Origin of the sequence: Streptomyces sp. NBC_01390 (assembly GCF_045040105.1) — a bacterium.
Taxonomy (GTDB): domain Bacteria; phylum Actinomycetota; class Actinomycetes; order Streptomycetales; family Streptomycetaceae; genus Streptomyces.
This window is the reverse complement of sequence record NZ_CP109551.1, coordinates 1,733,136-1,753,954: the sequence shown is the minus strand read 5'-3', so window position 1 is coordinate 1,753,954 and position 20,819 is coordinate 1,733,136. Positions and strand designations below refer to the sequence as shown.

The window sequence follows — 20,819 nt, the reverse complement described above, 5'->3', positions numbered from 1 at the left end:
GTGGGCAGGCGCACTGTCCAGCGGATCAAGGTCCGCCCTGGGGGACGAGCCATCCGCACTACGCGTTAGCGGCATTCCGAGGGCCAGCACGACACGCCGTCCCGGACCGCCAGCGTGGCGCCCACTAGCCGCTACCCCAGCTGTCTCCCCCATCCGTACGCCCAATTCCCCCTGTCGTGACCAGTTCCCAGCACCGACCATAGACGTCACACTCGTGTCCGCACACGAGATCATTCAAAGCCAGGCATGCCAATGGCTGGCCGGTCCATCATGCTCTTGCTTCGCCCGGCATCGAGAAGCGCAGAAGGCCATGGCTGCTCAATCGCCAGCCACCGGCGCGGCCACCCTCGCTCTTACCGTCGCGGCCGGCGGGAGGGTAAATCTAACGGCGGATCACACTTCGAGGTAGGGCGCGATGGTAGCGGCGGTGGTCGCGGATCGCAGGTAGTTGTCGGCGTGATGGAAGCCGAACAGGTGATTGATGACGGTGGTGTGGTCGAGGGCGATCCCGTCGAAAAATCGGCCTAGTTGGGGAGGGATGGCCACGGGGTCACCGGGGTCGGCGATGTTGACCCATCGCGTTGCGCCGGGTGGGCATGTTCCCCGCGGTGCCGGGCCGGCGCCCTGCGGTGCAGGGATGAGGCGTTCGAAGACGGCGCGGGGGAGTGCCAGGGGAGAGCCCAGGGTGAGGAACAGCTCGGGTTGCAGGTCCGGGTGGGCGTGCAGGGCTTCGTAGGCGACGACGGAGCCCAGCGAGTGCGCGATGACGATGCGCGGCGCGTGCCGGGCGATCCGCAGGGCCACCTCGTCGCGCGCCGCTATGCGTTCTGGGGCGTCCTCGGCTCGCAGGTAAGCGGCTACCTCGCGGAACAGAAGTCGGATGAACACGCGCAGTGGTCCTTCGGCGAGGTCGAACTTCCGGGCCACCCAGGATGCCAGTGCTCGCAGGGGCAACGTGGCGTGGCCCTGCGACACCTCCTCGGGAACCCCCAGCTCCCGCGCCCATGCGGTGAGCATCTCCTGTGCCAGTGGGTCGTCCAGCAGGTCAGGGTTCTCTGTCCCTTGGGCTGCCGGACCGGTGGCGAGCTTGTCCGCGTAGTACGCGAAGTCCAGATCAATATGGTTCGAGTCTATGCCGAGACCGCTGGTCAGGTGCCGTGTCCAGGCGCCGGCCTTGAGGGTGCGCAATTCTTCGAGGCGGGTGCCGGACACGTCGGAGCCGAGGCTGTTGCCCACGCCGTGTACTGCGACGACACGAAGGGGTGCGGCGACGGGGCTGGTCATTGAAGCCTCCGGCTGAGAGGGGCGAGGCTGAGGGCGACCACGTCGTGGCCGGCACCGAGAACAACGGTGCCGTCGGCAGTGGCGGCTACGGCGTTCGATACGGAAGGGAGGTGATATGCGGCGAAACAGGATCCGGTGGTCAGGTCCCACACCCGAACCGACCTGTCGCTGCTGGCGGTGAAGGCATGAGGGCGGCCCTCCAGCTCCTCCACCACTACAGACAGGACCCTGTCGGTGTGGCCGATGAGTTGGTGGATCTGGTCTCCGGTGGTCAGGTCCCATACCCGCACCGATCCGTCGCCGGCGCCGGTGACGGCGTGGGCGCGGCCTTCCAGCTCCGCCACCGCCACTGAATGGACCCAGTCCAGGTTGCCGATGTCTTGCGGGGCCCGGGCTCCGGTGGTGAGGTCCCACACCCGCACCAACCCATCGCCGCCATTGGTGATGGCGTGGGGGCGGCCATCCAACTGCGCAACCACCACTGAATAGACCGCGTTGGTGTGGCCGGTCGTCAGTTGGCGGGTCTGCTCTCCGGTAGTCAGGTCCCACACCCGCACCACCTTGTCGTAGCCGGCAGAAAGGGCGTGGGGGCGGCCCTCCAGCTCCACCACTGCTACCGAATTGATCGATTCGGTAGAGAGCGATTCGGTGTGGCCGGCCATCAGTTGGGCGGTCAGTTGGCGGGTCTGCTCTCCGGTAGTCAGGTCCCACACCCGCACTGCCCCGTCGAAGCCGGCAGAAAGGGCGTGGGGGCGGCCCTCCAACTGTGCAACCACCACCGAACGGGCCGATTCGGTGTGGCCGGTCAGTTGGCGGCTCTGCTCTCCGGTGGCCAGGTCCCACACCCGCACCGCCCCGTCGTAGCCGGCAGAAAGGGCGTGGGGGCGGCCCTCCAGCTCCACCACCGCCACGGAAGAGACCACGCCGGCGTGGCCGATGTTTTGAGGGGTCTGGTCTCCGGTGGTGAGGTCCCATACCCGCACCGACTCGTCGTGGCCGGCGGTGACGGCGTGGGGCCGGCCCTCCAATTGCGCAACCGCCACGGAATAGACCGGGCCGGTGTGGCCGGTCAGTTGGCGGGTCTGCTCCCCGGTGGTCAGGTCCCACACCCGCACCGCCCCGTCCTCGCCGGCTGAAAGGGCGCGGGGACGGCCTTCCAGCTCCACCACTGCCACCGAATAGACCCAGCTGGTGTGGCGGATGAGTTGGCGGGTCTGGTCTCCGGTGGTGAGGTCCCACACCCGCACCGTCCCGTCGTAGCTGTCAGCGAGGGAGAGGGCGTGAGGGCTGCCCTCCAGATCCACCACTGCCGCCGCATCAACCCGGCTGCCACGGGTGGTCAGTTGGTGGGTCTGGTCTCCGGTGGTGAGGGCCCATACCCGCACCGTCCCGTCGTAGCTGGCAGCGAGGGAGAGGGCGTGAGGGACGCTCTCCAGATTCACCACCACCACCGCATCAACCCGGCTGGTGTGGCCGATGAGTTGAGGGATCTGGTCTCCGGTGGTCAAGTCCCACACCCGCACCGGTCCCTCGCCGGCGGTGACGGCGTGGGGGCGGCCCACCAACTCCACCACCGCCACTGAATGGACTGCGTCGGTGTGGCCGGTCAGTTGGCGGGTCTGCTCTCCGGTGGTGAGGTCCCACACCCGCATCGCCCCGTCGTGGCCGGCGGTGACGGCGTGGGGCCGACCCTCCAACTCCACCACTGCCACCGACCAGACCCGGCCGGTGTGGCCGGCCAGTTGGCGAGTCTGCTCCCCGGTGGTCAGGTCCCACACCCGCACCGGCGGGTCGCCGGCGGTGACGGCGTGGGGGCGGCCCTCCAGCTCCACCACTGCCACCGAATTGAGTCGGCCGGTGTGGCCGGTGAGGGTACGGACCAGCGCTGTCGAGACCTGGCTTCCTGTCGCCCATCGCACGCGCCAATCGGTGTCGCCGGGCAAATCGGCCTGCAGGCGCTCGTTGCGGTAGCGTGCCGCATCCAGGGCCAGGAGTTGGCGGCGCGCGGCTGGCGGCAGAGCCTGGTGGACTCCCCAGGACGCCCGGTACACGGCGGCGTTGAGTCTGGCCTGCTCCGATCTGGCGTGGGCCAGGGTGTCCACTAGGGTGTGCGGGTCCGCGTGCACAAGGAAGCCGCTGTCCTGGAGGAGGTCATCCAGGTGCCCGGCGTCGAGAGCGTGCTGGGCGGTGTGCCGCCACAGGTAGGGGACGGCCAGATGCCACAGCCGCCGGCCCGCGCCGTCACGAGGCACACTGTTCAGGAGGCGCTCGTAAAGTCGTTCCGCGGCGCGGAGACTCCGTTGTTTCTGACCCGCACCGTCACTGGGCACACCGCCGTCCACTATCCGCCGTTCAGTGGGGCGGAGTTCGTTCCAGTCGATGGTGCGCGGATCCTGCCGCGGTGGCTGGCTGTGGGGTGGGTTGTGCCGGAGCCATTCGGCGAGACCTTCATGGAAGAGCCGGTAGAGGGTAGTGCCGTCCTCGTCCACGTCGCGGCGCAGGTAAAAGCGCGCTTCCTGGTCCAAGAGCGTGTAAATCTCCTGGAGAGGAAGAGGGCTGTCCTCCGTCGGGACGGTGATGAAGGCCGCGGCAGTGTGGGCGAGGACGTGCTCGGGCATGCCCCTGCCCTGGGCGAAAGCCAGAGCGGTCAGCACGGCGTGCACGAGAGGCTGGCCGGTGTGGCGTCGAAGGTCCAGTTCCATGAGTGCGGGCAGGCTACGAGGGACAGAACGGCCCAGTTCGGCGGCCGTTTCGGGGGTCTCGCGGGGCTCCTCGGCAGCCAGGAGGTAGTGCACGTAGAGACCTGCGGTCAGGAACTCCCCCCACTGGAGGGCCTCGATGTCCCCGGCCGACCCGTCCCCGCCGCCTGCTCCGGTGAGCCTTACGGCGATGGCCCGCGCCAGCGCCTCGCGGGCCGCTCGCCGGACACCGAGGGCATACGGGCCGTCAGCCGCGAGGAGCCGACTGACGTACTCGGTAACGTCCCGGCAGACCGTTTCCGGGGCGATGGCGCTGAGGTCCGTGCACGCGTCCTCGTCACGGGCGAGGTCCAGGAGGCTGCGGAACCGCTCGTCATCACGTGTGCCGACAAGCAGCCGCAGCCCGCCTCCCGGCATCTGGGCACGCTGCGCGAGCGGGAGCACAAGCTCGGTGATGATGTCCTGGGGCCGGACCGCCTCGTCGAGCGCGTCGACGATCACGGTGACCGGGCGCCCGTCACCCGGCAGCAGGCTCAGAAGATGATCCACCTCGTTCGAGGCCGACCCTTCACTCTCCCCGTCAGGACCGGACAACCCGCTGCCGGGGTCACTGATGTGACGTAGCTGGCGGGCAAGCGAAGAGAAGATTTGCTTGACGCCCAGCTGGCGCGCATGGACCACCGCGATCCTGTCGTTCTCACCCGGAGCCCGATAGCCCAGGCTGCGCCACAACGGCTTGGTGTGTGGGCGCAGTGCCGGGTGTGCGGCGCAGACCAGGACGCCCAGCAAGGCTGACTTCCCCGCACCGGGCTTACCGGTGACGACACGCAAACCCGGGGCTGCAGCCTCATTATCGAGCCAGACGGACAGGTCGTTTAGTTCCTCGGCGCGGCCGGAGAAGTAGCTCTCGTCCCAGTCGCGGTCCACCGGCTCGGTACCGCCGGCCCGCAGCATGAAGTGGGACGGGTCCGAGGCCCAGTCCGCCAGCTGGGCGATCTCGCTGGGCAGCCCGGCAACCATGGCGATGCCCGCGCGGTAGGCCGGATCGAAGCAGGGGTTGGGGAAGAAAGGGAGATGGGAGAGATCGGCGTGGCTGGGAACGAGGCTGGTGAGGATCGTCTGCGGCAGACCTTTGTCCTGCGTGGTCAGGTCGTTCACCGCGCGTTCGATCTCCTGCCACACGGTGCTCGGCGGGATGTACCGCACGGAGGGATGGAAGCGGACTTCCTCGGCCGTGTACTTCCCGAGGACGCTCACCAGGGCCCGGCTCAGCCGGTAACCGAACGCCTGGTCCCTGGGACCGGTGGCCGCCAGCACCCATGCCCTGCGTTTGGCGACGTCCATCCGCGCGTGCCAGGACGTCACGGCGACCTCACCGGCATAACAGACGTCGAGGACGAACAGCGTCACCGGCTGCCGGGGCTCTTGATGGTCTTCATCCCTCTCATGGTCCTCGATCCGGTCGATCCAGGCTCCCACCGGTCGGCTCAGACGTTTCCCGTTGCTGTCCAGGACATACAGCTTCTCGCTGCTGCCCTCGGCCAATACGCCGTGGCCGACGATGTGAACCACCAGCACATCGACGTCCTCGTCGACCACTGCCTGCTCGACCACGTCCCCGTAGTCAGCCGCCTTGTCCGACCCCTCGGCCGAGTACGGTTCGTACTGAAACTTCCCCAGGGCCTCCGCGACCTTTTCCGCGTGATAAGGAGCCTTCTCCAAAAGGTCCAGGCCGAACCTTGGCGAACCGCCGTCCTCGGCGCGCGCCAGCGCGATACCCAAAGACAGCACCGCATTCCGCGCCTCGTCTGCTTTCCCTGAAGAGGGCACATCCCCCGCTGTACCTCGCATCACCCCGGCCCTGTCCCTTCGTCCGTCCACCTCGACGTCCACGCGTTGAAGATAATCATGTCGCGCTGCCCTGGTAAGCGCGTTCTCTGACATTAGGGTGCCGACCAGCATCTGATACGGCATCCACCGTGGCGGCCCAGGCAGCGACTATCAGGGCGATCCTGCAACGCCGCCTCGCTGTCGTCGGCCGCCCAGACCGACAACGACCGTTGGACCGGCATGCATCCGCCCGTCCGCTATGAGGGTTCGCTGGTCTGAGGTCGAGCGCCTGGCATGCGTCAGCGAGCGTCAGCTTCAATGCACACACGAGCGTTCGTCTCACATCGGTGTCCCATGGGCCAGACAAGGGCAACCGTCAATGAGAAGGGGACATCCGAATTGCGAACCTACACACTGCTTGTAAACGCCCTGGTCCTGGGCGTAGGGACCCCCTGCTTCTACGGTGCCCAGCAGCTTGGCGTCCCGTGCGGCATTTGCGGCATTGTTCACGGCCTGGAAGTGGTCGACCACCTGCTGGGCGGCCGCCTTGCTGATCGCTCCCTTGGGGGCGGGGGTGCGGCTCGCGCTCGGCGTAGGGCTGCCGGCGCTGCTGGTGTCCGAGCCTGCGTCGCACGCGCCGAGGGCGAGCGCCGCGGCGGCGCTTAGGGCCGTGAGCGCCAGCGGACGCAGGTGGGCGAGGCGTGTGGATGGGGACATGCTGAGGTTCCTTCCGGGAACGGCGACGGTGTTCTGTGCGGTGTGTTGCGTGCGGTGGAAGTGGTTGAGGTTCAGGCCGGTGGCCTGCGGCTGCGGCGGACTCCGGCCGCGACGGCTGCGGCCGTCTCCGCGGCCGCGACAGCGGGTGCGGACGGCCGGGCGTGCATGGACCGGATCACGGCGGAGCCGACCACCACGGCGTCGGCGTAGATTCTCCGGTTCGCAGAGAAGCGGATTGCCGACCTCGAAGCCGGAGTCGGTGACCAGAAGTTTGAGCAGGCGGCCTACCTCATACCAGTTCATGAGGCGTCCACCGCCTCCCACAGAGTGCGGGCGACGCACTCCGTGCCACGGGTGAGCCGTGGACGAGACGGCGTGTGCCACCTGCGGCGAGGGGCACGATGGGCGGCTGCCCGCCGATTGGCTCCACGCGGACGTGCACCGCTCGCCACGTCCTGGGTGTAGGTGATCAAGCGGGTGCAGGCCAAGGCTTTCGCCGCCCGCCGCGCGGCGCCGTACAAGAGCGAATTCGCGTTCCGGGCTCCGTCACTGCATGTGCGTGTGACTTCGAGAGTGGCTCCGTCGTCCAGGTGGCGAGCGACAGGACGCCCCACGATCGCGACAGCTCGCAGAACTCCCTCCTCGTCGGCGGCGAAAATCGCGAAGATCTGTCCCGGGGGAGGTGCGTGATGACGGTGCCGGTCCTGGGCGAATGCCGCAGCCTCACGGAGGCGAACAGGCACCAGACGAAGGGTCATGCGGCACCGCCGACGGCGAGCGCAGCCACGAACTCCTCGACCAGGGCCGCCGTTTGGTGGAAGCTCTCTGCGCCACTGCGTAGAGAGCGGACGAGAGGTGAGCCGATCACGACGCCAGAAACGTCTACGCGCCCCACGATGGCGGAGGCAAGCTCAGGCGTGGAGACTCCGATGCCGGTCAGGATCGGGGTCGACGGAGCAAATTGCTGGACGGCTTGAACGAAAGCAGCGAGACCGTCCAGATCAATCCCAGCCGCGTATCCCGTCTGCTGGTCAGCGGCCGCGGGCACATAGACGAACCCCGTTGCGGCTCGGCATATGTCGCCCAACTCGGCATACGACGCATCACGATTGGCGAGGAGCGGGGCGCTGATTCCGGCCTCCGCCGCTGCCGCCACCCACGCCTCAACGCGTTCCGGCGGAACGTCCGGCACGAAGCACCCCGCAGCACCGCCGGCGGCCAGCTCATCGGCCATTCGCTGCGGACCAAGAGATTGGATCGTCGTCCAATAGCTCATGACGACCACAGGCGTGTCACATCGAGCAGAGACGCGCCGCACCGTTTCCCGCGTGACTCCGATGCCATCACCAGCACGAAGAGCACAACTATGCGCTGCTGCGATGGCCGGACCGTCGAGCCAGGGATCCGCCACTGGCACACCCACTTCCAGCATCGCCGCACCGCTTTCCGCAAAGGAGGCGAAGGCGTCCACGCTGCTGCGGAGATCCGGATAGCCCGCCACCGAGAAGGCCCCGAGGGCGGGCTGGGGGTGCGAGAGCGCGGCGGCGAGACGGTCGGGGGCGGTGCGAGTCATGCGGGGTCCCTTCAAGCGGCTTACGGCGGGCCGGAGTTGCTCACGCAGCGCGGGGGACGGCGGAGGTGACCTTCACGTCGGTGCGGGCGAGGACGTCGGCGAGGTGCTGCTGGGCGTCGTGCGCGCTGTCGCCGCTGACGACCGCGTACCCGGCGCGGATGTTGGTCGGCGTCGTGCTGGAGGGGGTGAGGGTGGCGGTGTCACCGACGTCGCACAGCCACTGGAAGTGCTCCAGGTACTGGTCGCTGCCGGGCCGCAGGTCGCGGTGGGTGACGATGCCCTCGGCGGGCGGGTAGATCATGCCGATGGCGGCGCTGCGCTGCCGGGTGGGGCGCAGGTTGGGGATTTCGCCGCAGGCGAGGGCGGCGGCGGCAAGGGGCAGGGAGATCCCGGTCGCCAGGCGTACGAGTTCGCCGATGAGGTCGCCGCCGTGGCGGGCGTTGACCTCGATGACTTTCGGCCCCTGTGGGGTGAGGCGGAGGTCGGTGTGGCTGACGCCGTGGGTGATGCCGAGCGCCTCCAGGGCGGCTGAGGCGACGGGGGCGACTTCGTGCAGGAGCGGGTCGTCGGCGCTGACGCTGTGCCCGGTCTCCAGGAAGTAGGGGGCGAAGCCGACCGCTTTGCGGGTGACGGACACGGTGCTGGTGACGCCGCGGTGGGTGACGGTCTCCACGGAGATCTCGTCTCCGTGGAGGTACTCCTCCACGAGGACGCCGTCTCCGTCCGGGCCCTGGTGGGCGGCGCCGGCGGAGGCGATGGCCCAGGCTGCGGGCAGATCGGTGATGGTGTCCACGCTGATGACGCCGATGCCGCCGGTACAGGCGGCGGGCTTGAGGACGACCGGGTAGCCGACGCGTTCTGCCGCCGAGGCTGCGGCGTCCAGGGAGTGCACCCAGGTGGAGGCGGCGGAGGGGACTCCGGCGGCGGCGAAGCGCTGGTGGGAGGTGGCCTTGTCCCGGGCGGCGGCGACGGCCGCGAGGGTGTTGCCGGGCCGGCCGCCGAGGCTGTGTGCGAGCCGGGCGGCGGCCATCAGGTGGAACTCGTCCCAGGTCAGTACGCCGGCGATGGGCCATCGCACGGCGAGGGAGGCGGCGGCGATGTTCACCGCAATCGGGTCGCTGAGATCGGCGACTTCGTGGTCGATGACGTAGGGCTTCTGCCAGGTCATGGGCGCGCCGTTGATCAGCAGCAGCGGGTAGTGGGCGGCGGTCTGCTCCAGCAGGTAGCCGCCAAGGGGGCGCGGGCCGGAGCCGATGACGAGGAGCATGGGGTGGGACACGGTGAACTCCCAAGAGAGACGGGCGGGTTGGAGGCGGGATCAGGCCGTGCGCGGTGCGTCGGTCCGGGCAGCGGCCCGGGGGGCCGGTGGCCGTGGGATCGGCGGCTGTTCGGCTCGGCGCGTAGGAGGCGCGGTGGTGCCACAGGCGCCTCGGAAGGCGAGGGCCACGGCCGCGCCCTGCAGGACTGCGCAGGCCAGGAGCAGGCCGGGCAGGGCGCCGGCCACGGGCATCGGCAGTACGACGAGCACGATGGTCACGCTGAGCGTGCTGCCGAAGGCGGCGGCCGGGGTGAGGCGGGGGCGCAGGGTGCGCAGGACTACGGTCAGTGCGCCTTCGCCAGCCATCAGGAGGGCGATGGTCGCCGCGCCTCGCCGGGAGGTCGGTGGGCAGGCGCTGGACGCAGTGTCGGACACCGGCGTTGCCGAGGCATGGAAGGTGGGCCCGGCCGTGGTCAGGTCACGGCGCTTCGGCCCGGTCGCTCCGCGAGGGAGCAGTCTGGGGACGCGTCGGCTCGGCGGCGCGCGGTGGGTTAGAACCAGCTGGCGGCGACCCAGCCCTTCGTGCCGTACGAGCTGCCGGAGAGGGATTCACCGTAGTACCAGCGGTTGCCGTACTTGTTCTTGGCGGAGCACTCCACCCAGAACTCGCCGGCGGAGTCGAGGTGGTCCTTGGCCTTGTAGGCCACGCCGGGGCCGGTGCGGATGGCCGGCCATTCCAGGTTGGGGCCCCGCACGCTGTGGTTCTTGTCGTTGCGGGTGCAGGCCGCCGCGCCGACAGCGGATGCCGGGGTGACCGCCGCGGCGATCCCGCCGAGCAGGACTGCGGTGGCCGTCGTTGCCATGACGGCGTTGCGGATGGCGGATCGCATGAGAAGAACCCTTCGGTTGGAGGTGTTCGTCGAGGTGCGGGGGCCGCGTCTCCAGCGGCCCCCCCTAGCGCGGCGGACGCGCTGGAGATCTGTGGATCAGCCGTGCGAAGCCGACTGATCGCCCTGACGGGAGCGGCGCCGCGAGTACATCGAGCCACCCACGGCGGCGACGCCGACAGCGAGCATTCCGCTTGCGACGACGGCGAGTTCGCCAAGTGACATCCAGGGGCCTGTCGAATAAGGCTTGACTCGACCTCGGTCTCAGCCGACCGCCGGCTCATCGACCTCGGCTGCCTGCTCCTGCTCGGCCTCGGGAGCCGGGGCCTGAGTCTGCGACTCCTTGGCCGCCGCCCGGGCCTCGCGGGCGGCGCGCATGGACGCGAACTGGTTGTCCAGCGTCTTGTCGTCGACCTTGAACTCGGAGGCCTCGACGGACTTGGTGTTGACCACCAGGCCAGTGCCGCGCGTCGCGGGCATCACGTTGCCCTTGAAGCCGTAGACGGTGCCGACCTCGTTGCCGTCCTTGTTCAGGATCGGCTCGGTGTTCGGACCCGCGGCCTTGACGATCTCCTCCATCTGACCGGTGGAGTACGGAGCGCCGTTGTTGTAGCGGACCTTGCCGTCCTCACCCTGCACCCGATCGGACCTCAGATGCAGGTTCGTCTGTTCGGGACCGCGCGGATCTCGAGCGTCGAGCTGGACGTCGGCGTACTGGGACTTGCCCTCCTTGGTGACGCCGTTCTTGTAGACCCTCGCGATGAGGTTGACTCCGGTCATCGCGCCCTTGCCCTTGAGAAGTGCCATGATCTTTTCCTTCCGTTCGTTCCGACTGCCCACTGACAAGTCGGCCGCGATCAGTCACATCGTCCGGGCAAGGTGTTGAGTCCCGCCGAACACTCTTCACGCTAATACTGTTATAGAGCATTCGACAAGGATTCGACTAGTCTTTCTGTTCATATCCAAGGTCAGTCGAGATGGAAGGTGACTGCGAGTCGAATACCATCCTGGCATCCGCTGTGGCCACAGCCTGATCGACCTGGGCCTGGACCCGCACGACGAGGCCGGCGTCCAGCGACGAAGCCTTGGACCGCCGCATCCGCTCGGCCTGCCCGCGCTCGGCGCGCAGTTCCGCGATCCGGGAACGCAACACGAGCGTGCCGGTTTCCTCGTCTGTCTGCTGATGCGTCAGCTCCCGGGAGACCCGTGTCATCGCCGCGACATCGTCCACCGGCAGATCGGGAATCGCCTCGGCCTGGCCGGACTGGTCCAGGTAGTCCATCGCCGCCAGCAGCAGCAGCCGGCGATCCCTGGTCGCCTCGACGAAGGTCTGGCGTGCCTGCGGCCCGATCTCGACGTCGGTGACGAAGTCGTGTCCCAGGTGGTGCAGGTCCAGGGCCTTGACCTCGGCGAAGTCATACGCGGCACCGGCGACGATCTTGAAGTCCGTGCTGACCGCGTCGGTCTCGGTACTCGCCCGGTCCTCGGCGCTCGACCCCACGCGCAGCACCAGGCCGGAGGAAGCGAGATCAGCCCGCAGGCCGTCCAGCTTCTGGTCATAGGACTGCTTCATCGTGTGGATGCGCGCGTCCAGCACCGCCCGGCCGCGCTTGCCCTCGGTCAGTTGCCGGCCGCCGGGCTGATCGTAGATCGTCCGGCCCAGGTTCTCGGCCTCCTCGGAGTCTTTCATCCGCTGCAGGGAGGCATCCGCGCGCAGCGCCATGAGCGAGAGCAGCCGCTGGCCGTAGGTCGCCACGTCCTGCTGCTGCTCGTACCACTGGCCGGCGTCCCCGAGGAACGGCAGGAAGCGCTGGTACTTGCTCATCAGCCGCCGGTGGTAGTTCTCCTCGAAGCGGTAGAAGTCGTAGAGCGGGCGTGAGTCCTCGGCGGCGACGCCGGCGTTCTCGGCCTGTTCCCACTGGTGCATGAGGTCGCGGTAGACCCCGGCCTTCTCCCGGTGATGCTGCAGGCGTGAGGCGTAGCTGCGCAGTCGGAAGCCGAAGGAGACCAAGTCGGCCTCAGTATTCTGGTCTTCGCCCTGCCGGTCCGCGGCGAGCGCCGCCATCTGCTGGTAGTCCATTCCCATGACTTCGAGCATCGGCGTGCGCACCCGCAGCTCCGACTCCGGCATGGCCCGCAGCATCTGGTAGACGCCGTTGACGGCTCGCTCCATGATCTGCGTACGTCCCTGCTCGACCAGCTTCTGCCATTCCTCCGTGCTCAGAGACTCCTTCGCGCGGCGCTCGTTGGCGTAGTCGACGATGCGTTCCATGGCCTCCGGTATCGGGGACCCTGCACGGTCGAGTTGCTCCTTCACGAGCTCGGTCACCAGTTGGTTCGCCTTGCGCATACGGGCGTCATTCGAGCCGGCGCGCCACAACGTTCGGTCTGCCGGCAGGCAGGCGAGCAGGAACTGCGGCAGAGACTCGGCACGGATCCGCTCGTGCGCCCACCGCTTGATGAAGGTGGTGACGTTGCGCCGCTCGTAGCCGACAGCGCTGGCGAGATGAGCCACCGCCTGCTTCTCATCGAGCCAGGCGTCAACACCGCGGCGGAGCCTGGACTTGTGTCGGTCCAGGAGCTTGCCGCGCTGCGTACCGTTCTTCGTCACCTGGCCCCGGCCGCCGTCGACCATGGCCAGGTGGCAGTGGACGTGCTCGGTGTCGATCTGGATGACCCCGACGTAGCGCAGGTCGTCGAAGCCGCTGGTGCCCGAGCTCATCCGCTCCAGACCGTGCATGATCGCCATGCGCAGCTTCATCTGGTCGATGTGGCCGCGGTAGTCGCCGCGGGCTTTGCAGTGGAAGTCCTCGTCGACGATCTTGTGCTTGCGCAGGTATTCCTCGTCGAAGGACAGCACCGTCTTGAGCACGGTGTGTCCGGCGTCGAAGTAGTGCTGGATGTCCTTGGCGGCTGCGCGCAGCTGCTCGTCGGAGAGTGAGACCGAGCCGTAGCCGAAGGCCACGCCGCCGGCACCCTGGGCCTGGCGCATCTCATGCTTCGCCGCGCTCCGCGAGATACCGGCGCGCTCGACGGCCGACTCCCGCGCCATGTAGCGCATGATGAAGTGGTCGGTGCGCAGACGCTGGATCGGAGTCAGCGACTCGGTCGCCTGCTCGCGGGCCATGTACCGGGTGACGTAGTCACCCGGCGTCGCACCACGCGATCCCTCGCCGCCAGGCAGCGGCACACTGAACTCGTTGACCACGATGATGTCCTGCTTCAGGCCCAACGTCGCTCTCCTTCCTGTCTCGGTACCGATGCACTACGGCCCCGGCTGCTGTCCGCCAGCAACCGGGGCCGCGCTCGTCATGCCTGCTCCGTCCTCAGGACCCCAGGCTCTGCTCGCCGTCCTCGTCGAAGTCCAGATCGGCCGCACGCTGGGCCACCTGGCGCTTGCGCTCGTCCAGACTTGGAGCGGGCTTGACCTCACGTCGTCGGGACTCCTGCTCCTCCAGCTCCAGGTCGAGATCCAGATTCAGGTCGCGCTGCGCCTCATGGGCCGCAACCGGGGGAGCGAACGGCTCCTCCTGCTCCTCAGCCGTCTGCAACGCTGCCGCCACGCGCTCCCGGTAGAGGTTTTCCGTGGTGCCCTCGGTGCTCGCGCGCTCGGTCTGGTACTGCTCCTGTTCGGTGGCGATCTCCGCCTCGATCTGCTGCAGACGCGCGCTCATGCCGTCAGCGACCGGCGCTGCCTCGGGCACGGGCGCTCCGACGACCTGCTTGACCTCAGCGTCCAGGCCCAGCTCGTCCTCGGTGAACAGCGAGTTGATCGCGTCCGAACGTGCCTTCAGCCCGCGCGCATCGACCACAGCCTCAGCCCGCGGGACGCCGTCCTTGGAGTGGTCGGCGAAGTAGCCGGCCAGGTCGTAGCCGCTGGACTCGAGATCGATCTCCAGGCCCCCGATGTCGTGGATCTGGGTGAAGACCACGGGCGCATCGCCTTCGGTCTGCGCCCCCGACGGAGCGAGCACGAGCATGTCCGCCGTGGCCGGCAGCTCCCACTCGATCCCGGTGACCTGCTCGGGCACGGCGAAGCCGCTCGTGAAGTAGCCCTTGCCGGCGAGCACGACCAGCTGCTGGTCGTCGAACTCGTAGAAGGCGTCCACCTTCTCGCCCTGGCCGGGGGCGTAGGTCACCTGGGAGATGCCGAACGGCAGGGCCTCGGCCGGGGTGACCGAGCGCAACTCGCCCGTCATATGCAGATACGGGCGGTAGTTCTCCTCCTTGCCCCGGTGCTTGAGATCGAGCGATTCGACCATGACGCCGAGCTCGGCGGCCACCCCCTCCAGCCGGTACGTCTCCACCCCCCGTTCACGCAGGACACGGTGGGCCCACACGTCGTTCATCGCCAGTCCTGCAGTGCGCATCACGTGCTCCTCTTGCGGTTGGTCTTGCTCTGGCTGGTGGCCCTGGTCGTGGACTTCGGTGTGACGTCGGCCCCGGTCGCCTCGCCCCGGGCATCCCGGATCTTCGCGATCATCCGCGTAGCCCAGCGCCACATGCCGCGCATCACGACGATCTCGCCCGCGGCGAGCAGTGCGACCAGGAAGAGGAGCGGCATCACCCACATGGCAATGGTTCCGTCCGCACTGAGCGCCCCCCGGGATGCCCCCGACTGCTCGTGCAGCCACGCGCCCAGCAGCGGGATGATGACCATGGCCGTGATGAACGCCAGCAGGCAGTCGGCGAGAAAGACGATGACCCGGAAGAACCCCGCCCACACCACGACGGAGAACCTGCCAGTCTCCTCCTTCGGGGCCAGACGCCGCCATCCGGTACGCAGCTTCGAGTCCTTCTGCTCCTTCGCGGGCTTCGCCCTGGTCTTCTTCGCCGTCGCGGCCGTGCTCGTCGGGGCGGTCGTCTCGGTCTTCTCCAGGGTCTGGGTCGACATGTTCGTGTCCTCACGTCTCGGCGGGGTCTTCTTCGGTGCGTGCTGAAGCGGTGGGCGCTTCGCTCACCCGGTCGGCTTGGGGGAGGGCTGTTCCGCGCTGGCGGCAGCGAGGGCGTCGCGGGTCTTGATGGAGGCCCGATATGCGTCCAGCGACGTCACCGTGCCGTCCTGAGAGGTGCCGTAGGTGAAGACCACGAACTCGCTCTTGACAGCGCTGTTCCGATCCGGCCCGACACGGACCGGATCGAGCCGGGCCACCCCCGTGTAGGAGTAGTTCAGGCCCTGCACCCGACTCACATCGATGTCCAGATCAGCGAGCGTGTACGTCGTCCCAGCGCCCTTCGTGGCTCCGGTCGCCGTCATCCACTCCGGCACGAACCCGGTGAGCACCCGGGACTTGTGGTCGAGGAAGGCGTAGCGCGCGTCGAGGAGTACCTGCTGCTCCTTGACGGTCCGGGTCGACGCCGAGCTGTCGGTGAGGCTGAGCAGGAGGGACCGGCCCGTCGCCCTGTCACGGTTCACCCGCTCGATGTCCATGCCCGGCAGCTGAGCCAGCAGCGCCGTGTGCTGTGTTGCGAGCCTGGCCCGGGCGTCGCCCAGGTTGCCTTCGAGCTTGTGAACAACCGCATCGGCCTGGGTGTCCGACGCGGCCGGGCCATCGCTGAGCAGGCTGGCTCCGAGCGTGACCACCGAGAGCGCGAGCAGCGCCCCGGCGCCGCCGAGCAGGATCTTCCCGGCGTGCTGGCGCAGCTTGTCCTTGATCTCCTCGTTCACGGTGTTTTCACCTCCTGCTTCAGGGCCTCGCCAGTGGCCGTCGTGCCGGTCTGGATGTTCACGAACGCCTTGCGGACCTGGTCGTAATCGGTGCGGGCCCAGGCCAGCACCGCCGGCCTCTCGCCCGTACCTGTCCTGGTCTCCATCGCCAGCCAGGTCACCGTGATGGTGCTGTCGTCGTTGACCAGGTAGGGCACCTGGGAGACCCACTCAAAGCCGGAGTTGAAGCTCATCGGGATCCCGACGCCGGCCGCCACGTCCTTGTCACTGGCGAGCAGATACCACGGCCCCAGGTCCGCCTGGTGCACCGAGGGGGCGAAGTAGGGGATGAGGTTGCGCAGCGTCGACTCAGACGTCGCCGTGTCGAGCGAGCCGCCGTCTGCCGCCACGCTGGGAGTCAGGTAGCGGTAGTCGTTCTGCAGCATCGCGACCTGACCAGCCGCCGTCAGGGCCGCGGTCAGACCACGCTCGGTGTCGTCGGCCGTCGGCAGCGCCGCCGTCTTCGCTTCAGTGATCCTGATCTGCTCCTGCAGAGAGGAGATCTCCGGCGCAGCCGTATCGCTCACCGCGCTCTGACCGCCGGAGAACCCCGCAGAGAGTACGAAGCACAGCAGTGCGCCCACACCCATGCTCACGCCGGCCACGAGGGTGCGCTTGCGCAGGCCGCCCGCGGGCTCCGTCTGCTCAGGAGTGTCCGCGCCCTCCTGCGAGGACGCGGACGTCGCGACGAAGCGCGTCTTGCGCACTGCGCCCCCACCCGACTCATCGGTCTGTGTCGATGCCATTAGTCCTCAACTTGCCGTTTCACTCGAATACCAGAGCGACTCTATCAATAAGACGAGTCGAAAGGCGGTATGAGTCATCCGGAATAGCGAGTCTCGCCACTCGCCGGGACGCCGGAGAGATTCGAGACCTTGCCCTGGGCGTCGACCGTGACGAAGAGCAGCGCGCGCCGGTGCGCCGTGACACTGGCTTTGCTCGACTTGTTCTGGGACACCGCGTCGGAGGTGACCTCGACGTCGGCCAGGACGGCGTAGGTGTAGACGCCCGCCTTGACGTCGACGACCTCGATGTCCGGATCCTCGCCCAGAGCCGAGTTCAGGCCGACCGTGTCGATGTAGTAGTAACGCCGCCCCCGGGAGTCCTCGTTGAACCTCGACGGAGGCATGAACGACGTCAGGAACGTCTCGTTCTCGGCCAGGCCGAACCGGCTCTTCAGGCTCTCGCGCGCCGCCTCGTAGCTCAGTCCCGACTCCCACGTGAAGGCCATCGAAAGCAGCGACTTGATTCGCTCGCCGTCGGTGCTCAGCCGGTTCTGGCTGACACCCAGGGCCGCCATAACGTCCGCGTTCACCTGCTCGGCGTTCTCCTTCTGGATGCCTGCCAGATGTCCCTCGACGTCGCTGATCCGGGTTTCCTGCTCAGCCAGGGCCGCGTGCTGGCTGCTCCAGGTCGCGCCGGCAACCGTCGCTACAACCGCGAGGACCGCTGCCGTCACCAGGACCGAGAGATTGCGCCGGAACAACCCCCGCCGCGGGGGTGCTGCCGTCTGCTCCGTCATCGCTTCCCGCCCTTCTTCTGTGCGCCCGTGCCGCTGAGTTCAGGGACTCCGGACCTGGCCGGCATCTCGATTGCGGGGTTCTCGTACTGAGCCCCGGCAGCGGTCACCACGAGCGCCAAGCGGCCGAAGGTCCCCGCCGTGCCGTTGCGCACGTAGCGCGCGCTCGCCCAGGCGAGCACCCCGCCGCTTTTCGTGTCCCGGCAGAGCCAGAGGACCTTCGCCTGGATTGTCATGCCCGAGACGTTCTGCATGCTCAGGTCCGGCATCACCGTCCCGACCTTCCACGCGTACGTGCTCGGGGCCGCTGCGTTCTGGCCGTCGTAGCGGATGTACCAGGCGTAGCGCGGATCGATCTCGGTAGTCGCATCGAACGGCGTCAACGACGAGGTGCCGTACGCCTCCTTGCCACTGACCAGGAAGGAGTCCTTGCTGAACAGCGCTGCCATGTCCCGGCGGTGCATGATGATCTCCAGCATGGCCTGGTTCAGAGCCCCGTTGTTCCGGCTGGGCTGGACGCCGGCCTGGTGGTACAACGTGGCGAAGGCCTGCTCCCCGGTCGCTACCTTCTTCGCCTCGGCAGCTGCCGCCTCGGTGAGCCTGGACAACTGCGCGCCGGCGTCCGCTGGCACGGGCGTGGACCGGGCATCATCCAGCTGCCCCTTGAGCTGGACAATCTGGGCCTCGTTGTCCGCCGTGCTCGCCTTGAAGCTCTCGCCGGCCACGCCCGTGGCGACGACCAGGGCGAGGATCCCCACGCCCATCACCGTGGTCACGCTGCGCCGGATCAAACGTGCGTTGTCCTCAGGGGTGCGCACCTGGACCTTCTCGCGCTGGAGCATCGTCCAGCCCGCGAAGCGCTCTTCGAGCTCAGCTCCGGTGACCTTCTTGCGCGTCTTCGGTGCCGCGGGCTTCTCTTCGGGCATCGACCCGGTCTCCTGCTCGGGGCCCGCACTCTCGGACTCGTCATGGGCTGTCGTCACGGAACGCACTCCTCACTCCACGTTGCTCTCATAAACGACTCAAGTCTACCTATAAAGGCATTCGAGACCGACTCTGAATCCATTCGATAAGAGATCGGAAAAGCGAAGCCGACACGCAGGGCCTGCACCGGACATGAAGAAGCCGGTGCCCGGATCGCCCGGCACCGGCTTCTCGCTCCCAGATCAGATACAGCGCATCAGACCGTCTTGATCTTGCCGGAGGGGAGCATCGAATCCGACATGTCCACGAACTTCCAGCCCTCGGCCGCCATCCGCGCCGCGCTGTCGACGCGAACCCGACCCATGTAAGCGCAGTAGCCGGCCTCGCCGAGGATGACCTTGTCGCCCTGGATGCCGAGCACCACGAGAGTGTGGCCGGCGGGGGTACTGCCCGGGGCGGAGCCCACCGAGTAGGCCGTCGGAGTCGAGGACATCTGCTTGCCGGTCACCCTGGCAATCGTGTACGCCGTCTCCTTGCCGTCACCGGCCGGGTAGGTCTGGAACGTCGTGTACTTGTTCACGAAGTAGGTCGAGAACGATGTGCAGTTCTGCGCGTGATTACTTCCGCACGAGCCAGGACCACCCTGGTCGCCGTAGCGGTCGTCGAGGAACTTGTCGCCCTCCTTGTTGAAGAGGTCAACCAGGGTCTGGGCCTCTTCCTGAGTCATCCCGCCGTCCTTCAACGAGACAGAAGTGCCGCCCTTGGAGGTGCAGTTGCCCACGATCGTGTTGATGCCGTCGGCGGTGTTCTCGATGATCCCGCCGACGATGTCCTCGACGCCGCCCACGACCGAGCTGTCGACCGACCAGCCGCTCATCGTGCCGAACCACATCTCGGCGTTGTCGCTTCGTGCGGTGAGCCCGGCCGCGCCGTCAGAGGAGCGCTCCCAGTTCTCGTGGAAGTGCAGCGCCGCCGCACGCGGCGAGCCCTGCGACTTCTTGAGCATGTCCTTGAAGACCGTGACATCGCCCGGGTTGTCACCATCGACCATGAAGGCCAGCTGGGCCTTGATCGTGAACCAGTCGACGCCCTTGCTCTTCGCGTACTGGCGCAGCAGCGTGTTGCGGCCGAACGCCCACTGCCCGAGACCGATGCCGGTGTCCGTGTTCTGTGCGGCGCTGGCCTTCTCGGCGGTCATCGCATACGTCCCCGTGGGGAAGTCCTGCACGCTCGTCGGGTCGATCCCGGACTCCTGCGACCAGTTGCCGAGGATGCCCGCGATGTTCTCCTTCGGCATCCCCCAGCTGCTGAGTACCGAGTAGATCTCCTTGGCGTTCTTCTCCACGCCCGCCGGGACGGTCGCCCCGGAACCGTTGCCGACGCTACCCGCGTTGACGACGCACGCCGTCCCGTTCGCGTTGATGCTGCCCTCGGTCAGCGCCGTCGAGTTGAGGACGCCGGTCACGACCGTGCCCACCAGGGCCAAGGCGGCGGTCATCGCGACCGCACCCGACATCGCCGCCGCTACAGGGGGCATCGTCGCCGTGACGGTGACGCCCAGGACCGCGCCGGCCCCCTTGGCCATAAAGCTGCCGATCGCCATGAACGGCGCAACGATCGCATGACCAACCGCCTTGGCGATGTTGACGATCAGCGTCCACAGCAGCTTCCCGGCGTTGACTGCCATCGCCAAGGCCGCAAAGAACATGGACTTCAGCCAGTTCAGAAAGGCCATGGCCATGACCACCCCCATGGCCGGCGGAGCAGCAGCCGTGCCACCGCCGACGGCGACGCCCTTGGCCGCCTTCGAACCCAGGCCCTCGTCGTCCTTCGACGCACCACGCTCGTAGCCCGTGCCGCCGGCACCCAGCTCACGTTGGTCGGCCGGCTTGGCGTCCGCGTCCTGGGCCCCCTCGACGCCGGCGTTCTGCGCTGCGCCAACGGCGGCTCCCGGAAGCCCGCCAGTCAGTGCGCCGGCCACGGCACCGGAGACGGCAGCTCCTGCGTAACGCCCCGCGTTACGGCGGGTCGCGCTGCTGCCGTCTCCCTCGATGACCTTCTGGGCCGCGCCTCCGGACATGTTCCCGGCGACGCCGTTCATGCCCTGCTTGATCTTCGACCCGGCACTCGCGGCACCAGGAGCCTTGCCCGCGGTCTCCGCGGTGCTTGCCGCGTCCGGCATCTTTGGCGCAGTGCTCGCCGCGCCAGAAGGACCAGAGAAATCAGCCCCCTGCCCGAGAAGCTGCTTGGGCACGCTGGCCTTGCCCTTGGGAGGCTTCTCGATGCCCTCCTCAGGGCCGAGGCTCTTGGTCCCGCGACCCTGCCGGGGCATCCCCTGACTCACCGACGTACTCGGCTGGTCCTTCTGCGGAGTCCGATTCGGCTTGTCGGTGGCCATGTCGCTTTCCTTTCCGGCTCACT

General features: G+C 67.9%; 17 protein-coding genes. All 17 read right to left on the bottom strand.

Annotated elements, in window-relative coordinates; translation table 11 throughout:
- Positions 1-393: 393 nt before the first annotated feature.
- The 17 genes from OG241_RS07700 to OG241_RS07620 all read right to left on the bottom strand — a co-directional run bounded on the left by OG241_RS07700 (position 394) and on the right by OG241_RS07620 (position 20,796).
- On the bottom strand, positions 394-1,284 hold the full coding sequence (locus OG241_RS07700) for a hypothetical protein (protein WP_405814477.1): 891 nt from the start codon (positions 1,282-1,284) through the stop codon (positions 394-396).
- The gene (locus tag OG241_RS07695) at positions 1,281-5,774 is read right to left on the bottom strand and encodes a WD40 repeat domain-containing protein (RefSeq protein ID WP_405814476.1); all 4,494 of its coding nucleotides are present in this window, start codon (positions 5,772-5,774) and stop codon (positions 1,281-1,283) included. The genes OG241_RS07700 and OG241_RS07695 overlap by 4 nt, the downstream gene beginning before the upstream one ends.
- 378 nt (positions 5,775-6,152) lie before the next feature.
- On the bottom strand, positions 6,153-6,833 hold the full coding sequence (locus tag OG241_RS07690) for a hypothetical protein (RefSeq protein ID WP_405814475.1): 681 nt from the start codon (positions 6,831-6,833) through the stop codon (positions 6,153-6,155).
- Positions 6,830-7,288, bottom strand: a complete 459-nt coding sequence (locus OG241_RS07685) for an XF1762 family protein (protein WP_405814474.1) — start codon at positions 7,286-7,288, stop codon at positions 6,830-6,832. The genes OG241_RS07690 and OG241_RS07685 overlap by 4 nt, the downstream gene beginning before the upstream one ends.
- Positions 7,285-8,103, bottom strand: coding sequence for a tryptophan synthase subunit alpha (trpA, locus tag OG241_RS07680; protein WP_405814473.1), 819 nt, complete (start codon positions 8,101-8,103; stop codon positions 7,285-7,287). The genes OG241_RS07685 and trpA overlap by 4 nt, the downstream gene beginning before the upstream one ends.
- 40 nt (positions 8,104-8,143) lie before the next feature.
- Complete coding sequence (locus OG241_RS07675) at positions 8,144-9,382, bottom strand: acetyl-CoA carboxylase biotin carboxylase subunit family protein (RefSeq protein WP_405814472.1); 1,239 nt, start codon at positions 9,380-9,382, stop codon at positions 8,144-8,146.
- A 39-nt stretch (positions 9,383-9,421) separates the two neighbouring features.
- The gene (locus OG241_RS07670; protein ID WP_405814471.1) at positions 9,422-9,727 is read right to left on the bottom strand and encodes a hypothetical protein; all 306 of its coding nucleotides are present in this window, start codon (positions 9,725-9,727) and stop codon (positions 9,422-9,424) included.
- A gap of 185 nt (positions 9,728-9,912) precedes the next feature.
- Complete coding sequence (locus tag OG241_RS07665; RefSeq protein WP_328689707.1) at positions 9,913-10,251, bottom strand: hypothetical protein; 339 nt, start codon at positions 10,249-10,251, stop codon at positions 9,913-9,915.
- Between the two features lie 261 nt (positions 10,252-10,512).
- Positions 10,513-11,055 (bottom strand): hypothetical protein, encoded by a 543-nt coding sequence (locus OG241_RS07660; RefSeq protein ID WP_405814470.1) that lies wholly within the window; start codon positions 11,053-11,055, stop codon positions 10,513-10,515.
- 136 nt (positions 11,056-11,191) lie between these two features.
- Positions 11,192-13,480 (bottom strand): relaxase MobL, encoded by a 2,289-nt coding sequence (gene mobL, locus OG241_RS07655; RefSeq protein WP_405814469.1) that lies wholly within the window; start codon positions 13,478-13,480, stop codon positions 11,192-11,194.
- Between the two features lie 94 nt (positions 13,481-13,574).
- Positions 13,575-14,618 (bottom strand): hypothetical protein, encoded by a 1,044-nt coding sequence (locus OG241_RS07650; RefSeq protein WP_405814468.1) that lies wholly within the window; start codon positions 14,616-14,618, stop codon positions 13,575-13,577.
- Positions 14,618-15,142 carry a hypothetical protein gene (locus tag OG241_RS07645; protein ID WP_405814467.1) on the bottom strand — a complete coding sequence of 175 codons (525 nt, stop codon included), beginning with the start codon at positions 15,140-15,142 and terminating at the stop codon, positions 14,618-14,620. The genes OG241_RS07650 and OG241_RS07645 overlap by 1 nt, the downstream gene beginning before the upstream one ends.
- 63 nt (positions 15,143-15,205) lie before the next feature.
- Positions 15,206-15,916 carry a hypothetical protein gene (locus OG241_RS07640; protein WP_405814466.1) on the bottom strand — a complete coding sequence of 237 codons (711 nt, stop codon included), beginning with the start codon at positions 15,914-15,916 and terminating at the stop codon, positions 15,206-15,208.
- On the bottom strand, positions 15,913-16,662 hold the full coding sequence (locus OG241_RS07635) for a hypothetical protein (RefSeq protein ID WP_405814465.1): 750 nt from the start codon (positions 16,660-16,662) through the stop codon (positions 15,913-15,915). Before OG241_RS07635 ends, OG241_RS07640 begins: the two co-directional genes overlap by 4 nt.
- Before the next feature lie 113 nt (positions 16,663-16,775).
- Positions 16,776-17,477 (bottom strand): hypothetical protein, encoded by a 702-nt coding sequence (locus OG241_RS07630; protein ID WP_405814464.1) that lies wholly within the window; start codon positions 17,475-17,477, stop codon positions 16,776-16,778.
- Positions 17,474-18,457, bottom strand: a complete 984-nt coding sequence (locus OG241_RS07625; RefSeq protein ID WP_405814463.1) for a hypothetical protein — start codon at positions 18,455-18,457, stop codon at positions 17,474-17,476. Before OG241_RS07625 ends, OG241_RS07630 begins: the two co-directional genes overlap by 4 nt.
- A gap of 197 nt (positions 18,458-18,654) precedes the next feature.
- Positions 18,655-20,796 (bottom strand): phage tail tip lysozyme, encoded by a 2,142-nt coding sequence (locus OG241_RS07620; protein ID WP_405814461.1) that lies wholly within the window; start codon positions 20,794-20,796, stop codon positions 18,655-18,657.
- Between the last annotated feature and the right edge of the window lie 23 nt (positions 20,797-20,819).